General features: G+C 71.8%; 15 protein-coding genes. 4 read left to right on the forward strand and 11 right to left on the reverse strand.

Annotation, left to right across the window (positions count from 1 at the left end; genetic code table 11):
* Positions 1-131 precede the first annotated feature (131 nt).
* Positions 132-1,499 carry a pitrilysin family protein gene (locus tag HN013_RS03075; protein ID WP_171162796.1) on the reverse strand — a complete coding sequence of 456 codons (1,368 nt, stop codon included), beginning with the start codon at positions 1,497-1,499 and terminating at the stop codon, positions 132-134.
* A 44-nt stretch (positions 1,500-1,543) separates the two neighbouring features.
* On the reverse strand, positions 1,544-2,917 hold the full coding sequence (locus HN013_RS03080) for a pitrilysin family protein (protein WP_171162798.1): 1,374 nt from the start codon (positions 2,915-2,917) through the stop codon (positions 1,544-1,546).
* 247 nt (positions 2,918-3,164) lie between these two features.
* On the opposite strand from HN013_RS03080, the gene HN013_RS03085 reads away from it, so the two are divergent.
* On the forward strand, positions 3,165-5,624 hold the full coding sequence (locus HN013_RS03085; RefSeq protein WP_171162639.1) for a DNA topoisomerase (ATP-hydrolyzing) subunit A: 2,460 nt from the start codon (positions 3,165-3,167) through the stop codon (positions 5,622-5,624).
* Positions 5,625-5,630: 6 nt separating this feature from the next.
* Here the strand turns inward: HN013_RS03085 and HN013_RS03090 are convergent, their stop codons facing one another.
* The gene (locus HN013_RS03090; RefSeq protein ID WP_171162641.1) at positions 5,631-6,665 is read right to left on the reverse strand and encodes a GTP-binding protein; all 1,035 of its coding nucleotides are present in this window, start codon (positions 6,663-6,665) and stop codon (positions 5,631-5,633) included.
* Between the two features lie 163 nt (positions 6,666-6,828).
* On the opposite strand from HN013_RS03090, the gene HN013_RS03095 reads away from it, so the two are divergent.
* Entirely contained in the window at positions 6,829-7,767 is a 939-nt protein-coding gene (locus tag HN013_RS03095; protein ID WP_171162643.1) for a sucrase ferredoxin, read from the forward strand.
* 117 nt (positions 7,768-7,884) lie between these two features.
* Entirely contained in the window at positions 7,885-8,562 is a 678-nt protein-coding gene (locus HN013_RS03100; RefSeq protein WP_171162645.1) for a response regulator, read from the forward strand.
* A gap of 58 nt (positions 8,563-8,620) precedes the next feature.
* On the opposite strand, the gene HN013_RS03105 is transcribed toward HN013_RS03100, so the two are convergent.
* The 4 genes from HN013_RS03105 to HN013_RS03120 all read right to left on the reverse strand — a co-directional run bounded on the left by HN013_RS03105 (position 8,621) and on the right by HN013_RS03120 (position 13,395).
* Positions 8,621-9,343 carry a response regulator transcription factor gene (locus HN013_RS03105; protein WP_171162647.1) on the reverse strand — a complete coding sequence of 241 codons (723 nt, stop codon included), beginning with the start codon at positions 9,341-9,343 and terminating at the stop codon, positions 8,621-8,623.
* Positions 9,344-9,443: 100 nt separating this feature from the next.
* Complete coding sequence (locus tag HN013_RS03110) at positions 9,444-10,640, reverse strand: histidine kinase (protein ID WP_312018481.1); 1,197 nt, start codon at positions 10,638-10,640, stop codon at positions 9,444-9,446.
* Positions 10,633-11,121, reverse strand: coding sequence for a DUF1453 domain-containing protein (locus HN013_RS03115; protein ID WP_171162649.1), 489 nt, complete (start codon positions 11,119-11,121; stop codon positions 10,633-10,635). The genes HN013_RS03110 and HN013_RS03115 overlap by 8 nt, the downstream gene beginning before the upstream one ends.
* 153 nt (positions 11,122-11,274) lie before the next feature.
* Positions 11,275-13,395, reverse strand: coding sequence for a type IIA DNA topoisomerase subunit B (locus HN013_RS03120; protein ID WP_171162651.1), 2,121 nt, complete (start codon positions 13,393-13,395; stop codon positions 11,275-11,277).
* Positions 13,396-13,828: 433 nt separating this feature from the next.
* On the opposite strand from HN013_RS03120, the gene HN013_RS03125 reads away from it, so the two are divergent.
* Positions 13,829-14,059, forward strand: coding sequence for a hypothetical protein (locus HN013_RS03125; protein WP_004949045.1), 231 nt, complete (start codon positions 13,829-13,831; stop codon positions 14,057-14,059).
* Positions 14,060-14,201: 142 nt separating this feature from the next.
* Here HN013_RS03125 and HN013_RS03130 read toward each other — a convergent pair whose 3' ends face one another.
* From HN013_RS03130 to HN013_RS03145, 4 genes are all read right to left on the reverse strand, one after another.
* Positions 14,202-15,071, reverse strand: a complete 870-nt coding sequence (locus tag HN013_RS03130; RefSeq protein WP_171162653.1) for a serine protease — start codon at positions 15,069-15,071, stop codon at positions 14,202-14,204.
* A 134-nt stretch (positions 15,072-15,205) separates the two neighbouring features.
* Positions 15,206-16,759, reverse strand: a complete 1,554-nt coding sequence (locus HN013_RS03135) for an RNA polymerase sigma factor (protein WP_312018482.1) — start codon at positions 16,757-16,759, stop codon at positions 15,206-15,208.
* Between the two features lie 422 nt (positions 16,760-17,181).
* Entirely contained in the window at positions 17,182-18,120 is a 939-nt protein-coding gene (locus HN013_RS03140) for an FCD domain-containing protein (protein ID WP_312018483.1), read from the reverse strand.
* Positions 18,121-18,374: 254 nt separating this feature from the next.
* On the reverse strand, positions 18,375-20,168 hold the full coding sequence (locus HN013_RS03145) for an ATP-binding cassette domain-containing protein (RefSeq protein WP_171162659.1): 1,794 nt from the start codon (positions 20,166-20,168) through the stop codon (positions 18,375-18,377).
* Between the last annotated feature and the right edge of the window lie 22 nt (positions 20,169-20,190).

Raw genomic sequence — 20,190 nt, forward strand, 5'->3', positions numbered from 1 at the left:
GCACGCCACACAGGAGGGGTGCAACCGCTCCTATAAATCGGGCATAACGGAGGCGCGTGGCTCCCGAGGGACCCACGCGCCTCCGTCTTCACCCACGTACGCCGGAGCGCGGGCGCGGTGCTGAGCCGCCGTCAGGCGGAAACGACCGTCACCTCGCCGATCCCCAGGGCCCGGACGGGCTCGGCGATGGCCTCGGCGTCGCCGACGAGGACGGTGACCAGACGGTCGGCCGGGAAGGCGTTCACGACGGCCGCGGTGGCCTCCACCGTCCCCGTCTCCGCCAGGCGTTCGTACATCCGGGCCTGGAAGTCGTCGGGCAGGTGCTGCTCGACCTGGTCGGCCAGGGTGCCCGCGACGGCCGCCGCCGTCTCGTACTTGAGCGGGGCGACACCCACGAGGTTCTGCACGGCGACGTCGCGCTCGGGGTCCGTCAGCCCGTCGGCGGCGAGGGTGCGCAGCACGGTCCACAGGTCCGCCAGGGCGGGCCCGGTGTTGGGGGTGTCCACGGAGCCGCTGATGGCGAGCATCGCGACGCCCGTCCCGTCGGGGGCGGAACGCAGCACCTGGGCGAAGGCACGGACGCCGTAGGTGTAGCCCTTCTCCTCGCGCAGGACGCGGTCCAGGCGGGAGGTGAGCGTGCCGCCGAGGCAGTACGTGCCCAGGACCTGGGCGGGCCAGACCCGGTCGTGCCGGTCGGCGCCGACGCGGCCGATGAGCAGCTGCGTCTGGACGGCGCCCGGCCGGTCCACGATGACCACGCGGCCGGCGTCGTCGGCGGAGACGGCCGGGACGGGCCGGGGCTCGGCCTGGGAGCCGGTCCAGGCGCCCAGCGTGTCCGCCAGGGCCTGGTCGAGGTCGACGTCGGTCAGGTCGCCCACGACCACGGCGGTGGCGGTGGCCGGGCGGACGTGGGCCTCGTAGAAGGCCCGCACGGAGGCGGCGTCGATGCGCTCGACCGTCTCCTCCGTGCCCTGCCGGGGCCGGGACATCCGCGACTCGGCCGGGAAGAGCTCGGCCGAGAGGGCCATGGCCGCGCGGCGGGCCGGGTTGGCGAGCTCGTGCGGGATCTCGTCGAGGCGGTTGCGGACGAGGCGCTCGATCTCGTTGTCGGGGAAGGCCGGGGCGCGCAGGGCGTCGGCGAGCAGCCCGAGCGCCTTGGCCAGCCGGGAGGCCGGGACCTCCAGGGAGAGCCGGACGCCGGGGTGGTCGGCGTGGGCGTCCAGGGTGGCGCCGCAGCGCTCCAGCTCGGCGGTGAAGTCCTCCGCGCTGAGCTTGTCCGTGCCCTCCGAGAACGCGCGGGCCATGATCGTGGCCACGCCTTCGAGCCCGGCCGGCTCGGCGTCCAGGGGCGCGTCGAGGCTGACCTCGACGGCGACGACCTGCTGGCCGGGGCGGTGGCAGCGCAGCACCGTCAGGCCGTTGGGCAGCCGGTCGCGGCCCGGGGCCGGGAAGTTCCAGGGCGTGGCCGCGCCGGGCCGGGGCTGGGGGTGGAACTGCATGGCGGGCTCGGCGGTGTCCGTGGCGCCCACGACTGCGGCTTCGCTCACTGGGCCGTCTCCTGTTCCTGTGCGATGTCGTCGGCGGTGGCGGCGTCCTCGGAGTCTCCGGCCACGGCCTGGGGGCTCGTGGGCTCGTACACGAGCACGGCGCGGTTGTCGGGGCGCAGCCGCGCCTTGGCGACGGCCTGCACCTCCTCCGGGGTGATGTCCAGGACGCGCTGGACCGCGGTGAGGGCGAGCTGCGGGTCGCCGAAGAGGACGGCGTAGCGGCAGAGTTCGTCGGCCCGTCCGCTGACCGTGGCCAGCCGGTCGAGCCACTCGCGCTCCAGCTGGGCCTGGGCGCGCTCCATCTCCTGCGCGGTGGGCCCCTCCAGGGCGAAGCGGGCCAGCTCCTCGTCGACGGCCGCCTCGATGGCGGGGACCTCGACACCGGCGGACGCCTTGACGTCCAGCCAGCCCAGCGAGGGGGCGCCCGCCAGGCGCAGCATGCCGAAGCCGGCCGCGACGGCGGAGCGGTCGTGCCGGACCAGGCGGTTGTGCAGCCGCGAGGACTCGCCGCCGCCGAGGACGGTCAGCGCCAGGTCGGCGGCGTCCGCCTCGCGGGTGCCGTCGTGCGGGAGGCGGTAGGCGGCCATCAGGGCGCGGGAGGGCACCTCCTCGCGCACCACCTGGCGCACCTGCTCGCCGATGGTGTCGGGGAGCCGGCCGTCGCGCGGGGGCTGCTTGCGGTCGTGGGCGGGGATGGACCCGAAGTACTTCTCGACCCAGGCCAGCGTCTGCTCGGTGTCGATGTCGCCGACGACGGCGATGACGGCGTTGCCGGGCGCGTAGTACGTGCGGAAGAACTCCCGCGCGTCCTCCAGGGAGGTGGCGTCCAGGTCGGCCATGGAGCCGATGGGCGTGTGGTGGTACGGGTGGCCCTCGGGGTAGGACATCGCCGTCAGCTTCTCGAACGCCGTGCCGTAGGGCACATTGTCGTAGCGCTGGCGGCGCTCGTTCTTGACGACGTCGCGCTGGTTCTCCATGGACTCGTCGTCGAGCGCGGAGAGCAGCGAGCCCATCCGGTCGGCTTCCAGCCACAGCGCCAGCTCCACCTGGTGGGCGGGCATGGTCTCGAAGTAGTTGGTCCGCTCGAAGCTGGTGGTGCCGTTGAGCGAGCCGCCGGCGCCCTGCACCAGCTCGAAATGGCCGTTGCCCGTCACCTGTGCCGAGCCCTGGAACATCAGGTGCTCGAAGAGGTGGGCGAGGCCGGTGCGGCCCTTGACCTCGTGGCGCGAGCCGACGTCGTACCAGAGGCAGACTGCCGCGACCGGGGTCAGATGGTCCTCCGAGAGCACGACCCGCAAGCCGTTGGCCAGGCGGTGCTCAGTCGCTGTCAGGCCGCCGGTACCGGCCTGTTGCGCGGCCGTGTGACCCATGGGCATGTACGTCCCTTCGATCGCTTGATATCTCGCTGCATCCCGCGCCGCCGTTTCCTGCCCGCAGCCCGCGACGACTCGCGTGATGAACACTGCTGTCACTGTATGCAAGCCCACCGACATCCCGCGAAGTTCCCGGACCCGTACGGCTCCGCGGACGGGTCGCGGTCGGCGTTGTCAGTGGGGAGGTCCACAATGGTCGGCGTCAGTCCGCCCCCGGCAATCGACCGAAGGAGCCGCAGCCGCGATGGCCCGCCGCAGCACGAAGACCCCGCCGCCGGAAGAGTTCGAGGAGCGCATCCTCGACATCGACGTCGTCGACGAGATGCAGGGCTCCTTCCTCGAGTACGCCTACTCGGTCATCTACTCCCGGGCCCTGCCCGACGCACGGGACGGCCTCAAGCCCGTGCAGCGCCGCATCCTCTTCCAGATGAACGACATGGGGCTGCGGCCCGAGCGCGGCTACGTGAAGTGCGCGCGCGTGGTCGGCGAGGTGATGGGCAAGCTGCACCCGCACGGTGACGCGTCCATCTACGACGCGCTGGTGCGCATGGCGCAGCCGTTCTCGATGCGCGTCCCGCTGGTCGACGGCCACGGGAACTTCGGCTCGCTGGGCAACGACGACCCGCCCGCGGCCATGCGGTACACCGAGGCCCGGATGGCGGCCACGACCTCGCTGATGACGGAGTCGATCGACGAGGACACGGTCGACTTCACGGCGAACTACGACGGCAGCGAGCGGGAGCCGGTCGCTCTGCCGGCCGCCTATCCGAACCTGCTGGTCAACGGCACCACGGGGATCGCGGTCGGCATGGCGACGAACATGCCGCCGCACAACCTGGGCGAGGTGATCGCCGCCGCCCGGCATCTGATCCGGCATCCGGGCGCCGACCTCGACACCCTGATGAAGTACGTCCCCGGCCCGGACCTGCCCACGGGCGGCCGCATCGTCGGCCTGAACGGCATCCGGGACGCGTACGAGACCGGCCGCGGCACCTTCAAGATCCGCGCCACCGTCTCCGTCGAGAATGTGACGGCCCGTCGCAAGGGTCTGGTGGTGACCGAGCTGCCGTTCGCGGTCGGCCCGGAGAAGGTCATCTCCAAGATCAAGGACCTGGTCGGTTCGAAGAAGCTCCAGGGCATCGCCGATGTGAAGGACCTCACCGACCGCTCCCACGGTCTGCGGCTGGTCATCGAGATCAAGAACGGCTTCAACCCCGAGGCCGTGCTGGAGCAGCTCTACAAGCTGACCCCGATGGAGGAGTCCTTCGGCATCAACAACGTCGCGCTGGTGGACGGCCAGCCGCTGACGCTGGGGCTGAAGGAGCTGCTGGAGGTCTATGTCGACCACCGCTTCGAGGTGGTGCGGCGGCGCAGCGAGTTCCGTCGCGGCAAGCGGCGCGACCGGCTTCACCTGGTCGAGGGCCTGCTGGTGGCGCTCGTTGACATCGACGAGGTCATCAGAATCATTCGATCGAGTGAGAACGCGGCGGAGGCGAAGGCGTCACTCGTCGAGCGCTTCTCGCTCTCCGAGGTGCAGACGCAGTACATCCTGGACACCCCGCTCCGCCGGCTGACGAAGTTCGACCGGATCGAGCTGGAGGCGGAGCGCGACAAGCTCACGAAGGAGATCGGTGAGCTGACCCGGATCCTGGATTCCGACGCCGAGCTGCGCAAGCTCGTCTCCTCCGAACTGGCGGACGTGGCGAAGAAGTTCGGCACGGACCGGCGCACGGTCCTGCTGGAGTCGGCCGGCGCCCCGGCGTCGGCGGTGCCGCTCCAGGTCGCCGACGACCCCTGCCGGGTGCTGCTGTCCTCCACCGGGCTGCTGGCCCGTACGGCCACCGGCGAGCCGTTCCCGCCCGGCGCGGGCGAGACCAAGCGCGTGAAGCACGATGTGATCGTCTCGGCGGTCCCCGCGACGGCGCTGGGCGAGGTGGGGGCGGTGACGTCCACCGGGCGGCTGCTGCGGCTGCGGGTGATCGACCTGCCGCAGCTGCCGGAGACGGCCGCCGCGCCGAGCCTGGCCGGCGGTGCGCCGCTGTCGGAGTTCCTGTCACTGGCGGACGACGAGCGGGTGGTCTGCCTGACCACGCTGGACGAGTCCTCGCCCGGCCTCGCCATCGGCACGGAGCAGGGCGTCGTCAAGCGCGTGGTCCCCGACTACCCGGCCAACAAGGACGAGCTGGAGGTCATCTCCCTCAAGGACGGCGACCGTGTCGTGGGCGCGGTCGAGCTGCGGAACGGCGAGGAGGATCTGGTCTTCATCACCGACGACGCGCAGCTGCTCCGCTACCAGGCCGCCCAGGTGCGTCCGCAGGGCCGCCCGGCGGGCGGCATGGCGGGCGTCAAGCTGACGTCCGGGGCGAAGGTGATCTCCTTCACCGCCGTGGACCCCGCGGAGGACGCGGTGGTCTTCACGGTGGCGGGGGCCGTGGGCGGCCTGCCCGGCGCCGCCTCCGAGGGGACGGCGAAGCTGACGCCGTTCGACCAGTACCCGCGCAAGGGCCGGGCCACCGGTGGGGTGCGCTGCCAGCGCTTCCTCAAGGGCGAGGACTGCCTGGTCCTGGGCTGGGCCGGAGCGGCCCCGGCCCGCGCCGCGACGGCCAACGGCACCCCCGCCGTGCTGCCGGACCCCGACCCGCGCCGCGACGGCTCGGGGACGCCGCTCGCCAAGCCCGTGACGGTGGTGGCCGGACCGGTGTGATCCCGCTCAGCCCTGTGTGTACCGCAGGACGCCCCACATGCTGTGCTCGTCGGCGTCCTGCGGTGCCGCGGTCCTGCAGGCGTCCAGCCCCGCCCGCAGGGCACCGCCGTCGATGCCGCTGCCGATCATGACCAGCTGGGTGAGGCGCGGCTCCGAGCGGGCCCAGGGCGACCGGTACATCCGCAGGAAGTCGCCGACCGCGTGGAGTGCGAACTTCTGCCGGTGCCCGGGCACCCCGAAGTACACGAAGCCCTTGATCCGGTAGAGCCCTTCCGGCCTGCCGTCCAGGAACTCCATGAACCGGCGCGGGTGCAGGGGGTCCTCGGAGACGAAGTCGACGGTCTCGTAGGCCGAGTGCAGATGGCCCTCGTGCCCGTGGTCGTGCTCCTCGTGGGCCAGGTCCTCGAAGGACAGCTGCCGTATCGCCTCCAGCCTGTCCTCGCGCGGCTTGCGGTCGAAGAGCAGCTCGGGGTCGACGCGTCCGTACGAGGAGGCGACCACGGGGGTGCCGGGCGCCAGGCCGGCGAGGGTTTCCTCCAGCGCCGTGCGCTCGGCGTCCGCCACCCGGTCCGTCTTGTTGAGCACCACGAGGTCCGCGATGCCCAGGTGCCGGTCGAGCTCGGGGTGCCGTTCACGGGTGCGGGCGAACTCCGCCGCGTCGACCACCTCGACCAGGCCGCCGTAGACGATGGCCTGGTTGTCACTGGCCAGGATCATCCGGACCAGTTCCTCCGGCTCGGCCAGGCCGCTGGCCTCGATCACGATGACGTCGATCCGGGCCGCCGGCCGGGCCAGCCGTTCCAGGAAGCCGTCCAGCTCGCTGGTGTCCACCGCGCAGCACAGGCACCCGTTGCCCAGCGACACCATGGAGTCGACCTGACCGGCCACGCTCATGGCGTCGATCTCGATACTGCCGAAGTCGTTGACCACCACCCCGACGCGGCTGCCGCCGCTGTGCGCGAGCAGATGGTTGAGCAGGGTCGTCTTGCCCGAGCCGAGGAAGCCCGCGAGCACGATGACGGGAATCTGTCGCTTGGCCACGCGGGCGCCCTCCGTCGTCGGTCGATCGCGGCGACCGGTGCACGGTCGCCGGCGGTGGCCCCGGGGCCCCCGCCCGCCCCAGGATATGGTCGTACGGAACCGGGAGGTCCGGCCGCCCCGGCCCGGTGCGCGGAGCCGTTCAACCCAGGTTAGGCTCACCTATGTGAGCACGTGCGCCACCGCCTCCCGACTGCTGACCGAGCCACTGAGCGGCACCGCGGTCACCGCCCCCACCTGGCTGCTGATCGAGCAGACCGGCCCCTGGGGGGCCGAGGCCCTCACCGCCAGCCATCTCGATCCGGCCGTCGGACGGGCCCTGGAGGCCGCGGCCGCCGGTACGGGCGTCCGCGTCGCCCTCATCCGGCGCCCCGGCCGGCACGCCGACTGCGGCCGGCCGGCCACCCACCGCGTCTTCGTCGCGCACACGGCCCCCGGCTGCTCCTGGATCCGCACCACCGAGGTCACCGACCCGGCGCACCTCCTCGGGCTGGACCTCCCCGCGCTGGGGGCCGGGGACCACGGGGGTCTGTGGGAGCCGTACGACGGGGAACCGCTCGCCCTGGTGTGCACCAACGGCAAGCGCGACCGCTGCTGCGCCCTGCTGGGCCGCCCGCTCGCGGCGGAGCTGACCGCGGCCGGGGGCACCGAGGTGTGGGAGGTCACCCACATCGGCGGCCACCGCTTCGCGCCGACCCTCTTCGTCCTCCCCTTCGGCTACGCCTACGGCCGGGCCACCGCGCACGGCGTCAAGGAAGTGCTGGAAGCCGCCCGCGAGGGCCGCGTGCTGACCGTGAACTGCCGCGGCCGCTCCGCCTGGGAGCGCCCGGCCCAGGCCGCCGAACTGGCGATACGCGAGCTGACCGGCGAGGAGGACGCGGACGCCCTCGACGTGACCGCGACCGCCGGTTCCGGCCCCCGCTGGGAGGTGACCGTGGCCCACACCGACGGCCGCGCCTGGCAGGTCGTCGTCGACCGCGGCGTCACCGATCCGCCCCGCCCCGAGAGCTGCGGCCGGGCCCTCGGCTCACCGGCCCGCATGGACGTGGTCGCCGTCACCCCGCTCGCCCGGGCGCACGGCCTTCTGAGCGTTGTGCCCGCTTGAACGCACGAACCCTGTTCTGCTCGTTCTGCGCACGCTAGAACAGGTGACGGTACGACGGGGGCAGGGCAACGGGCGGAACCGGACGGTCTCCGGCCACGCCGCTCGAAGGAGTGAACAATGATCGAAGTCCTCGTCGTGGACGACGACTTCCGTGTGGCGGAGATCAACGCGGCGTACGTGGAGCGGGTTCCGGGCTTCCGGGTGAGAGCCACCGTCCACAACGCGGCGCAGGCCATGGCCGTCCTGGAACGGGAACGCGTCGACCTGATGCTCCTCGACCACTACCTGCCGGACGAGACCGGGCTGTCCCTCATGGGCCGCGTCCGGCAGTCGGGCCACCTGACCGACGTCATCATGGTGACCGCCGCCCGGGACGTCACCACCGTCCGCACGGCGATCCGTTACGGAGCCCTTCAGTATCTGGTCAAACCGTTCTCCTTCCCGGGACTGCGGGTGAAGCTGGAGGCCTACGCGCAGTTGCGCCGCGCCCTCGACGGAACGGAGGAGGCCGAACAGGAACAGGTCGACCGGATCTTCGGCACCCTGCGCACGGCCGCCACCGCCGCGCCACTGCCCAAGGGCCACTCCGCCCCGACCGCGGAGCTGATCCGTCGGGTGCTCTCCGACGCCGCCCAGCCCCTCTCAGCCCACGAGGTCGCCACCCGCGCCGGACTGAGCCGGTCCACCGCCCAGCGCTACCTCAAACGCCTGGAGGAGTCCGGCCGGCTCAGCCTCACCCTGCGCTACGGCACCACAGGCCGCCCGGAACACCGCTACGCCTGGTCCGGCCGGTAGCTCCTCCCCGGCACACGCCCCTCGATGTACGCAGTTCCGCCGGGGACTTGAGAGGCCGTCACCGACGGGACGGACCCGGCGGGGCGATTCCGTGGTGGAAGGCGTAGCGGACCGCCTGCGCCCGGTCCCGCACCCCGGTCTTGGCGAAGAGATTGTTGATGTGCGTCTTCACCGTCGCCGTGCTCACATGCAGCCGCCGGGCGATCTCCGCGTTCGACAGCCCGTCGGCGACCAGAGCGAGCACCTCCGCCTCGCGGACCGTCAGCCCGTCCGGCAGGGCCTCGGGCGCCTTGCGCGAGGCCGCCGGCTGCTGGGCGACCGGCTCCGGAGTCCTCGCCGACAACCGTTCCAGCAGCCTCCGTTGCACCTGGGGAGAGAGCCCCGCCGCCCCCGACCTCACGTCCTCGATCGCCCGGACGATCTCCTCCGCCCCGGCGTCCTTGGTGAGGTAACCACGCGCGCCGGCCTGGAGGGCGGGGAAGAGCGAGCCGTCGTCGCCGAACGTGGTGAGCACCACGACCTGGGTGTCCGGGTGGTGGTCACGGATCCTCCGGGTGGCCTCGACGCCGTCGCAGCGCGGCATGCGCAGATCCATCAGCACCACGTCGGGGGCGTGTTCGGCGACGAGCCGCACCGCCTCCAGCCCATCGGCTGCCGCGCCGACGACCTCCACTCCGGGCAGCAGCCCCAGCAGCATCACGATGCCCTCCCGCACCACGGTCTGGTCATCGACGACCAGAACCCGCGCCGGTGGCCGCTCCACCTCACTCGCCCCGCTCACACCACTCCCACTTCCCACGCCACCAGCCCCCGCACCCAGCACCGAACCCTCTCGTGCTTCCCCAACCACCTTCGCCCGCCCCCGTCTCCCGCATCCCTCGTCATGCGGGCACTCGCAACCGCACCACGAACCCCTCCCGCTCCGGACCGCCCGGCCCTGCCTCCAGACTGCCGCCCAGCAACTCGGCCCGCTCCCGCATGCCGAGCAGACCGTACCCGGCTCCGGAGGCCGCCAGACCGTTGGTGTGCCCGCGCGCTCCTCCGTCGTGAACCGACAGCTCCACCTCTCCCTCCAGATAGGAGAATTCCATGTCGACCCGGGCGCCCGGAGCATGCTTGCGCACGTTGGTGAGCGCCTCCTGTGCCACCCGGCGCACCGCCAGTCCGGCCTCCGCGGGCAACCGGCGCGGCTCGCCGGTCACCTGCAACCGGGCTCCCTCCGAAGCCGCGACGTCCCGGAGGAACTCCTCCGGCCGCGTCATCTCGCCCCGCAGCGCGGACAGCGCCTGTCGCGTCTCGGACAACCCCTCCCTGGCCATCCCCCGTGCCGACACGATCCGTTCCAGGACCGCCTCCCGCTCCGCCCCGCTCTCGACCAGCAACCGGGCGGCCTCCAGGTGCACCAACTGGGCCGAGAGGCTGTGCGCGAGGACGTCATGGATCTCCCGGGCGATCCGGGCCCGTTCGGCCAGCGCGGCCGACTCCGCCTCCGCCCTGCGCGCCGCGCGCTCCTGGGCCAGCATCCGGAAGCCCGCCCCCCGCGCCTCCTCGTCGAGTCGGAGCGAATACCCGATGAGCAGGACCGCGGCCACCGTTCCCGCCGCCGGCACCAGCCGCTCGCTCGTCGGGACGTACAGGCCCATGGCGACGGCGGCGACGCCCAGCCCGGGCCCGAGCGGCAGCCGTTCCACCGCGACGACCGCCCCGACGCACCACAGCCCGGTGGCGGTGGCGTGCGATCCCGCCCCCAGGGCGACGGCGCCCGTGACGAGAAGCAACGACAGCAAACCGATCGACGTCCACAACCGCTGCTGAAGCGTCGTGGTGTAGCAGCGCCACACCGCGACGGCACAGAGCATGATCCCGGCGGCGACCGCCGCGTACTGCCCTCCGCGGAGAACGTCCTCGTGCAGCACGCTCACGAGGAAGACCACGACCAGAACGCCCCGCACGACCCAGGTCAGCACCCGGCGCCGACGTGGCACGCCGACCAGGGAGAGCGCCTCCCGGGCGGGCCACGCGGTCCAGTTCTCGATGGGCACGTCCGTCTCCTCCACCCGTGCGACGGTCTCAGCCACCGGCGACAACACGGTACGACGGAAGCAACCGCCGGGCCCGGTGCACCACCACCCCGGTGCGGCCCGCCAGCATGGCGGCGAGCGTGATCAAGGTGGCCGGCGTTCCCTGGTGGACGCCCACCAGCGCGCCTGTCCCGAACAGCCCCAGCCGCAGGACGATCCCACCGGCCCATATCGCCGCCGTTGCCCTGGTGCCCTGGGCCCAGACCGCCCCCGCGTCGTCCGTCCATATGCGCGTGGTCCACGCCCACGCGGCCCCGGTGGCGAGCCCCGCCGCGACCCCGGCCACCAGCAGCCCCACGGACGCCTCCCGATGGGCGGCGTCCACCAGCCCCGGCTCCCGCGCGGCGACGACGACCAGCACCGCGGGGACGACCCACCATTTCCGGAGGTCGGACATCACCTTCTGCGGCTTCAGCTGGCGGCCGATCACGACCACCACCACCGCGACGATCAACCCTGCGTCGATCACACCGGACATCGAAAGGCCTCCGTAGAGCGCGGACACGGCTGTCGAACGCAGGTGAACGCGCTGCTGGACGACACATCCGACGCTACGGAGCCGGCGTCCGGCACGGATCGGAGCAGGGGTGGAGCCCGGGTGGAGATCTCCTCTCCACCCGGGGGTGGAGGCTCAGGCGTCGATGCGCGAGCGGTCGAGCGTCGCCGCCGAGTTGGTGATGAACTCCTTGCGCGGCGCGACCTCGTTGCCCATCAGCAGATCGAAGGTGCGCTCCGCGTTCTCCAGGTCGCTGATGTTGATCCGGCGCAGGGTGCGGTGGCGGGGGTCCATCGTCGTCTCCGCGAGCTGGTCCGCGTCCATCTCACCGAGCCCCTTGTAGCGCTGGACGGAGTCCTTGTACCGGGTGCCCTTGCGCTCCAGCTCCAGCAGGGTCTGCCGCAGCTCGTTGTCGGAGTACGTGTAGATGTACTTGTCCTGGCCCTTCTTCGGGTGGGTCAGCTCCACCCGGTGCAGCGGCGGCACCGCGGAGAAGACACGCCCCTGCTCCACCATCGGCCGCATGTAGCGCTGGAAGAGCGTGAGCAGCAGGATGCGGATGTGGGCGCCGTCGACATCCGCGTCCGCGAGGAAGATGACCTTGCCGTACCGGGCGGCGTCGATGTCGAAGGTCCGGCCGGACCCCGCTCCTATCACCTGGATGATCGCCCCGCACTCGGCGTTCTTGAGCATGTCCGAGACCGAGGCCTTCTGGACGTTGAGGATCTTGCCCCGGATCGGCAGCAGCGCCTGGAACTCGGAGTTCCGCGCCAGCTTGGCCGTGCCCAGCGCCGAGTCGCCCTCGACGATGAACAGCTCGCTGCGGTCCACGTCGTCGCTGCGGCAGTCGGCGAGCTTGGCCGGCAGCGACGAGGACTCCAGTGCCGTCTTGCGGCGCTGGGCCTCCTTGTGCTGCCGGGCCGCGATACGCGTCCTGGCCGCCGCGACGATCTTCTCGAGCACGGCCCGTGCCTGCTGCTTCGCGTCGCGCTTGGTCGAGGTCAGGAAGGCCTTGAGCTCCTTGGCGACCACGTTCGCGACGATCCGGGAGGCGGCCGAGGTGCCCAGGACCTCCTTCGTCTGCCCCTCGAACTGCGGTTCCGCCAGGCGCACGGTCACCACGGCCGTGAGGCCCTCCATGGCGTCGTCCTTGACGACGTCGTCCTCGGCGACCCGCAGCAGCTTGGCCGAACGCAGCACGTCGTTGACCGTCTTGGTGACCGATCGCTCGAAGCCCGCGACGTGGGTACCGCCCTTGGGGGTCGCGATGATGTTGACGAAGGACCGGAGCGTGGTGTCGTAGCCGGTGCCCCAGCGCAGCGCGATGTCCACCCCGAGTTCGCGGGTGACCTCGGTCGGCGTCATGTGCCCGCGGTCGTCGAGGACCGGGACGGTCTCCTTGAACGTGCCGTGCCCGCTCAGCCGCAGCACGTCACAGACGCCCTTGTCCTGGGCGAGGTACTCGCAGAACTCGCTGATGCCGCCGTCGTAGCGGAACGTCTCCTCGGTGACGTCCTCGCCGTCGAGACCGCGCTCGTCCCGGACCACGATGGTCAGCCCGGGAACCAGGAAGGCGGTCTGGCGGGCCCGCCCGTACAGCGTCTCCAGGGAGAGCTTGGCGTCCTTGAGGAAGATCTGGTGGTCCGCCCAGTAGCGAACCCTGGTGCCGGTCCGGGCCTTGGGCACCTTCTTGCCCTTGAGCAGCCCGCTGGCCGGGTCGAAGGGCGCGTCGGGGCCGGACTCGGTGAAGATGCCCGGCACGCCGCGCCGGAAGCTGATCGCGTGGGTCCTGCTGTGCAGGTCCACCTCGACGTCCAGCCGCGCGGAGAGCGCGTTGACGACGGAGGCGCCCACACCGTGCAGACCGCCGGAGGCGGCGTACGCGCCACCGCCGAACTTTCCTCCCGCGTGCAGCTTGGTCATGACGACCTCGACGCCCGAGAGCCCCGTCTTGGGCTCGATGTCCACCGGGATGCCCCGGCCGTTGTCGCGGACCTCCACGGAGCCGTCCTCGTGGAGGACGACCTCGATGCGGTCGCAGTAGCCGCCCAGGGCCTCGTCGACGGAATTGTCGATGATCTCCCAGAGGCAGTGCATCAGACCGCGGCTGTCCGTGGAACCGATGTACATGCCCGGGCGCTTCCGGACGGCTTCCAGTCCTTCGAGGACGAGCAGGTGCCGCGCGGTGTAGTTGGATCCGTCCCGGTCTGCCCCGGTCAGCAATGCGGTGGACGGCACGGACGTATCGGCGGTCACGCGGTTCGCTCCTCGCTGAATTTCTTTCTGGCCCGACTGCGGGCGCACGGCTGGCTCGTTCGCCGTTCAGAGCCTACCGAGGCCCGGTAGAGCCTTTGTGCCGCCACCCGCGGCGACGGCCATGCTAGTCGAGCATCGAACAGAGATTCGATGACTCGATGGGGTGACGTGCACATCACGTTCCCTTGGAGGCATGAACCATTTAGGCTCCGGGCACGTCCTGAAGAACAACCCGGCAAGCCGGCCGGGTGGACGAGGACCCCCCAGCGATGTGAAACCGTAGACCCACGCAATACGGCTCATTCGCCGCCAAACGTCAAGATCCGGCTCACTCGGAAGGAAGTTTCGAGGAAAAGCCACGAGCGGGAACGTTTTCGGCCTGGTTGGATGTTGACCCTGGTACGACAGCTCGTCGAGCTAGAGAAGAGGCGACGTGACTACTGTTCTGACCCCCGCGAGCCCGCTGACGGCCGCTGACCGCTGCGACCGGTGCGGCGCTCAGGCCTACCTGCGCGTCGTTCTCCTGAGCGGTGGTGAGCTGCTGTTCTGCGCCCACCACGGACGCAAGTTCGAGCCGGAGCTCAAGAAGATCGCCGCGGAGATACAGGACGAGACCGAGCGACTGACGGCCGTCCCGGCCTCCGCGTCCGACGAGGACCGCTGAGGTCCTCCCGAGGACCGTCGAGTCCACCGCTGGAACGCTGGCACATCGCACCCACGACGAGCGAGGTCCGGCCCCGTGGGCCGGGCGGCGACGGGCGGCACCCCTACGGGGGCGGCCGCCCGTCCGCGTCCGGTCCCGGAGGTCATGACGGGACCGCCGGACGCGCCAGCTGTGCGGGCCCCTGAGGCCCGTGGGGCCTGGCGTCGACACTGTGCGCCGTAACCATCGCGGAAACGGCGGAGATGCGCGTATAGACCCCGGGACGGCCGGGCTGGGCGCATCCGCTCCCCCACGACACGAGCCCCACCAGTCGACCGTCGGCCACGAGGGGACCGCCGCTGTCTCCCTGACAGGCGTCCTTGCCGCCCTCCGGCCAGCCGCCGCAGAGCATGGTCGTCCTGTCGTAGGAGCCCTCCAGGCCGCCCGGATACGCCTGCTCGCACAGCTCGTCGCCCAGCACCAGGACGGCGGCGCCGCGCAGGGTGTCCGAGTACGAGCCGTTGCCCTGGGTGTCACCCCAGCCGTACACCATGGCCGGCGTATTGGCGGCGTAGACCGCCTCGCCCTGCTGGGCCATGGCGATGGCGTAGCCGTCGGGCAGCGGTTCCGCCAAGGTGATGACCCCGACGTCCCCGGCGTTGCTCATCGCGTTGAAGTCAGGGTTGACCCAGGTCTCCCGGACGGCCAGCTCCATCCCGGCCGTACCGCGCAGGTCGTCCCGCCCCACGATGACCCGGAGGTCCGTGGCCGCGCTCGGCTCCGTTCCGAGCACCTCACGGGTGAGGCAGTGGGCGGCGGTGACGACGGTGGAGCGCCCCACCACGGCGCCGCCGCAGAACTGCCCGGACCGTGTCGAGCCGAAGCGTTGCCTGCTCGCCAGTGCCACCACCCAGGGGACGTCCGAGGTCTTCACCTCCTGCCCGCCCACGACCAGCCTCTCATCGGCCGTCGCGGGTCCCGGCAGCGCGAGCAGCAGCGCGAACGCGGCGGCCAGCGGACACAGGGCGCGCATACAGTCTCCTGACCCAGCGGAGTTGCTTGTATCCCCAGAGTCAACCCCAGGATCGCCCATCGCATCCGGAAACAGCAGGGCCCGGCCCCTCCGAAGAGGTGGCCGGGACCTTTGCCGGGATGTCGCCCCGTGGATCAGTCCAGGTAGTCGCGGAGGACCTGGGAGCGCGAGGGGTGACGCAGCTTGGACATCGTCTTCGACTCGATCTGGCGGATGCGCTCACGCGTCACCCCGTAGACCTTGCCGATCTCGTCGAGCGTCTTCGGCTGGCCGTCGGTGAGACCGAAGCGCATGGACACCACGCCGGCCTCCCGCTCGCTCAGCGTGTCCAGAACGGAGTGCAGCTGCTCCTGCAGAAGCGTGAAGCTGACCGCGTCCGCCGGAACGACCGCCTCGGAGTCCTCGATGAGGTCACCGAACTCGCTGTCGCCGTCCTCGCCCAGCGGGGTGTGGAGGGAGATCGGCTCGCGGCCGTACTTCTGGACCTCGATGACCTTCTCCGGGGTCATGTCGAGTTCCTTGGCCAGCTCCTCCGGGGTGGGTTCGCGGCCCAGGTCCTGGAGCATCTGGCGCTGCACGCGCGCGAGCTTGTTGATGACCTCGACCATGTGCACCGGGATACGGATGGTGCGGGCCTGGTCGGCCATCGCTCGCGTGATCGCCTGGCGGATCCACCAGGTGGCATAGGTCGAGAACTTGTAGCCCTTCGTGTAGTCGAACTTCTCGACCGCACGGATCAGACCGAGGTTGCCCTCCTGGATCAGGTCCAGGAAGAGCATGCCGCGGCCGGTGTAGCGCTTGGCCAGGGAGACCACCAGACGGAGGTTGGCCTCCAGGAGGTGGTTCTTGGCACGCCGCCCGTCCTCGGCGATGATCTCCAGCTCGCGCTTGAGCTTCGGGGCGAGCTTGTCGGCGTTGGCCAGCTTGTCCTCGGCGAACAGACCGGCCTCGATCCGCTTGGCGAGCTCCACCTCCTGCTCGGCGTTGAGGAGGGGGACCTTGCCGATCTGCTTGAGGTAGTCCTTGACCGGGTCGGCGGTGGCACCGGCCACCGCGACCTGCTGCGCGGGAGCGTCGTCCTCGTCCTCGTCGGACAGGACGAAGCCCTTGTTCTCGCCGGTCTCTTCCTCTTCTTCGCCCTTGCCCGGGGTGGGGGTCTCGTCGACGAGCTCGTCCTCAAGAAGCTCGTCGGCGTCCTTCTTGGCGGTGGCCTTCTTGGCCGTCGTCTTCTTGGCGGTGGCCTTCTTGGCCGCCGTCTTCTTCGCGGCCGTCTTCTTCGCGGCGGCCTTCTTGACGGGCGTCACGGCCTCGTCATCCGCTTCGTCCTCGTACCCCGCGGCCGGGGAGGCGGCGGGCGACGCGGACGACTGACGGGACGCGACCGTCTTGGAGGAGACGGCCTTGGTGGCGGTGCGCTTCGCCGGGCTCTTCGCTGCGACGCTCTTGCGGGTGCGCTTGGGCGCCTCTGCCGCACTGACCATCAGCGTCACACCTTCCTCATCGAGGACCTGGTTGAGGCTGCGCAGAACGTTCTTCCACTGGGTTGGCGGAATCTGGTCAGCCTCGAAGGCCCGACGCACGTCGTCGCCGGCGATCTGCCCCTCGGCCTTTCCCTGCTCGATGAGCGCCATCAGAGACTCGGATTCGGCGATCTCCGGCGGGAGCGTACGGGATGTGCTGGCCGACACGAACAACCTCTCGGAACGATGGAAACGGCTTCCGGCTCCATCCGTTGCGGATCGGAGCCGACGACCGCCGGCAAGGATGAACCGACGGCGCGGGCGATAGTTGCGGTGCAACACAGCGCCTCGATGAGGCTTGTATTCCCTCCGCGGCCACCGCCTCTTTAGTCATCGCGCTGCCTCAAGGAGCGTTACGCCCAATCCCCGTGGCCCGAGTCACACCTCAAAGTGACGCGAAAAGCCACTGAACAGGACAGAACGATGCGCTCCTCCGCAGCCCGACCCAAGACCGACGGCGCGTTCCCACTCGCACGCGCCCGTACGGGGCGCCCCGCGCGGTCCTGCGACCCCGCGCGCGGCCATACGCGCGGGGCGGACGAGCAGTCCCGCGCGTACCTCTCCTTCTCCGTACGGCCCGTTCCCGCGGATCAGTGCTCGCGCGGCGCGGGTACCGCCCGCTCGACCTCCGGGTGCGAGACCAGGAGTTGGCGCATGGCCGACTCCGCCGCGCCCGCGTCGCCCGCGCCGACGGCGTCGACGATCCGGAGGTGGTGCCCGACACCGGCGTCGGTGGGTCGGTCGCAGCCGCCGGCCGTGGCGCCGGAGACGTGCAGGGCGGCGGACACGATGCCCGAGAGGTGCTCCAGCATGCGGTTGCCCGCGACCTGGAGGAGCAGGGTGTGGAACTCGGCGTCGGCGCGGGAGAAGGTGAGCGAGTCACCCTGGGCCAGGGCGTGCCCCATGATCTCCGCCATGTCGGCGAGCCGCTGCTGGACGTCCTCGCGGCCGTGCCCCGCGGCCAGCCGTGCGGCGAGCGGCTCGATGATCCAGCGGAGCTCGCACAGCTCGCGGCGCTGGTCGTCCCGCTGGGGGCCGAAGGCCCGCCACTCGATGATGTCCGGGTCGAGGAGGTTCCAGTCACTGACCGGACGGACCCGGGTGCCGACGTTGGGGCGGGCGCTGACCAGGCCTTTGGCCTCCAGTACGCGCAGCGACTCCCGGACGACGGTGCGGGAGACTTCGAAGCGCTGCCCGATCTCTTCCGGCACCAGTGGCCGGTCGGCGCCCAGGTCGCCGGAGACGATCATCTGCCCCAGCTGCTGTACGAGCTGGCCGTGCAGCCCCCGGCCCCGGCTGCCGGCCGCCCGGCGGCCGGCGCGGCCCAGCTCCGCGTCGCCGTCCCAGGCGTGCGCGGAGCCGCGGTCGGGCCCGGGGGCCTCCGCGTAGGAGTAGCGGTCGAGCTCGCCCGGGCCCGTAAGGCCGGAGTCGGCGGGGCGAGCCGCGGTCATCATGGTGTGCGCAAGGGTACTCACGCTTCCTTTGTCGGCGACGGGCCGACAAGCCTTGAGGTCTTTGGTGAAAAGCACACGAAAGGGTGATCGCCCATTACCTCACAATTGACGTCCAAACGGACAGAATTGGGCACTCTCTGAGGTCAGGCGCGTACGGACAGCGAGAGAGGCGCGGTTCCGGAGCGTGTCGTAGGGGTTCTCCTCCCGGACCGGACGCGCGCTCATGACGTCCACCTTTCCCTTTCACCGACGGACGGATGGTCACTCTGAGTCCACTCCGGCGCGGGTCGCCCCGGCCCGGCGGAACCGCTGCGGCCCTAGCACAGCCCTCATCGCGGCCTTCCCCTCACCACCGTGAGGACATACGCGCCGAGGAGTCCGGTGAGCGACAGCACCAGCGCCCAGCCGACGGGCTGGGACATCAGCCGCAGGGCCGTCGAGACACCCTCGTCCACCCCGGTCGGCCACTGCAGCAGCGCCGTGGAACGGAGCCGCTCCGGGAGTCCGGCCAGCGACCGGGCCGCGGGCGGGGCGAGCACGGCGCCGACCACCGGCACCCCCAGGGTCGGGACCACCAGCACGGCCACCAGCCCCAGGGCCGTGGAGCGGAACAGGCCGGCGGCGAGCAGACCCGCCCACGCGCAGCCGAGCGTGAGGGCGATCCACCCGGCGAGAGCACCGGCCCACGCCCCCGGGAGGAGGGACACGGGCTCCCCGAAGAGCAGGCGCACGGCCCCGGCGTCCAGGGCCACCGACAGGAGCGCGAGCAGCAGCGCGGCGGCGGCCGTGATCACCAGCTTGGCGCCGAGCAGCGCCAGCCGCCGGGGGACGCTGCCGACGTCCGGCGCCAGGGCCGGGTAGCGGAACTCCTGCCCGAAGGCGAGCGCCCCGAGCACCCCCGCGCCGAGGGCGGCCGGGGGCAGCGGCAGCGGAGCGGGCCATCCGGCGAGCAGGCTCGGCTCCGGTGCGCCGGCCCGGGCCAGGAGGACCGCGGCGAGCAGGGAGAGCAGGAGGGCGGCGGCGGCCACGATCCAGCCCGTGCGCACCCCGGTGGCCCGGTACAGCTCGTAGCGCAGCGGCCACGCCGGGCCGGGTGCCGGCAGGGGCGGTTGCACGCGGGAGAGCGGGCCCTGGGAGCTACGGCGCTCGGAGCCCGACGGCACTCCGGCGGGGGCGTCGGCGGCGGCCTCGCCGTCGGCCGGAGGGCGGCCGTCGGCCCGTTGCAGCGGGGGTACGGGACCGGCTTCGGTCTCCTCCGCGAGCCGGTGCACGAGGATGCCGTGCCGGAAGGCGGTCTCGCCCACGACGGCACAGCTGCTGCCGTACACCGCGAGCGTGCTGCCGCCGTCGTGCACGACCTCGACCGGGAGGGCCTCGGACGGCGGGGTGGCCGCCTCCGCCTCCGCCGAGATGATGTGCGCGAGGCGGGCCGCCGACGGCGACTGGACGGCGACCCGCGGCCGGAGGCGGGCCCGGGCGAAGACCGCGGCCTCCTGGTCGGCGACGAGGCGGCCCCGGTGGATGGTGACGACCTGGTCGCCGACGCGCGCCGCCTCCCCGGGGGAGGACGAGGTGACGAGCACGGCCCCGCCCTGCGCCGCGTAGCCGCGCAGGAGCCCGTGCAGCCAGGAGGTCTCCCGGGGGGACAGGTCGGCGGCCGGCTCGTCCAGGACGAGCGTGTGCGGGTCGCCGAGCAGGGCGGCGGCGAGCCCCAGCCGGCGGTCCATACCGCGGGAGAAGTCCCCGATGCGCTGGTCGGCCAGTCCGCTGAGCCCCACGACGTCGAGCACCTCGTCGGCGCGGCCGGCGGGGACCCCGGCGGCCGCGCCGAGCATGCGCAGGTGGCCGCGGGCCGTGCGGCCGGGGTGGCCGGGGACGTCGCCGAGGAGGACGCCGACCTCACGGACGGGATGGGCGACGCGGTCGAGACTGCGGCCGCGGAAGAGGGCGATGCCGCGTCCGGGGTCGAGCCGCAGCATGAGGCGGAGGGCGCTGGTCTTGCCCGCGCCGGACTCCCCGAGGAGGACGGTCACGCGCCCGGGGCGGGCCTCGAAGGTGAGATCGTCGACGACGGGCGGCCGGTTGCGGCGGGGGACGCTGGTCAGTCCGATGGCCTGGATCATGACCTTCCTCGCGGGGCGTGGG

Source organism: Streptomyces sp. I05A-00742 (genome assembly GCF_013055795.1).
Lineage (GTDB): Bacteria > Actinomycetota > Actinomycetes > Streptomycetales > Streptomycetaceae > Streptomyces.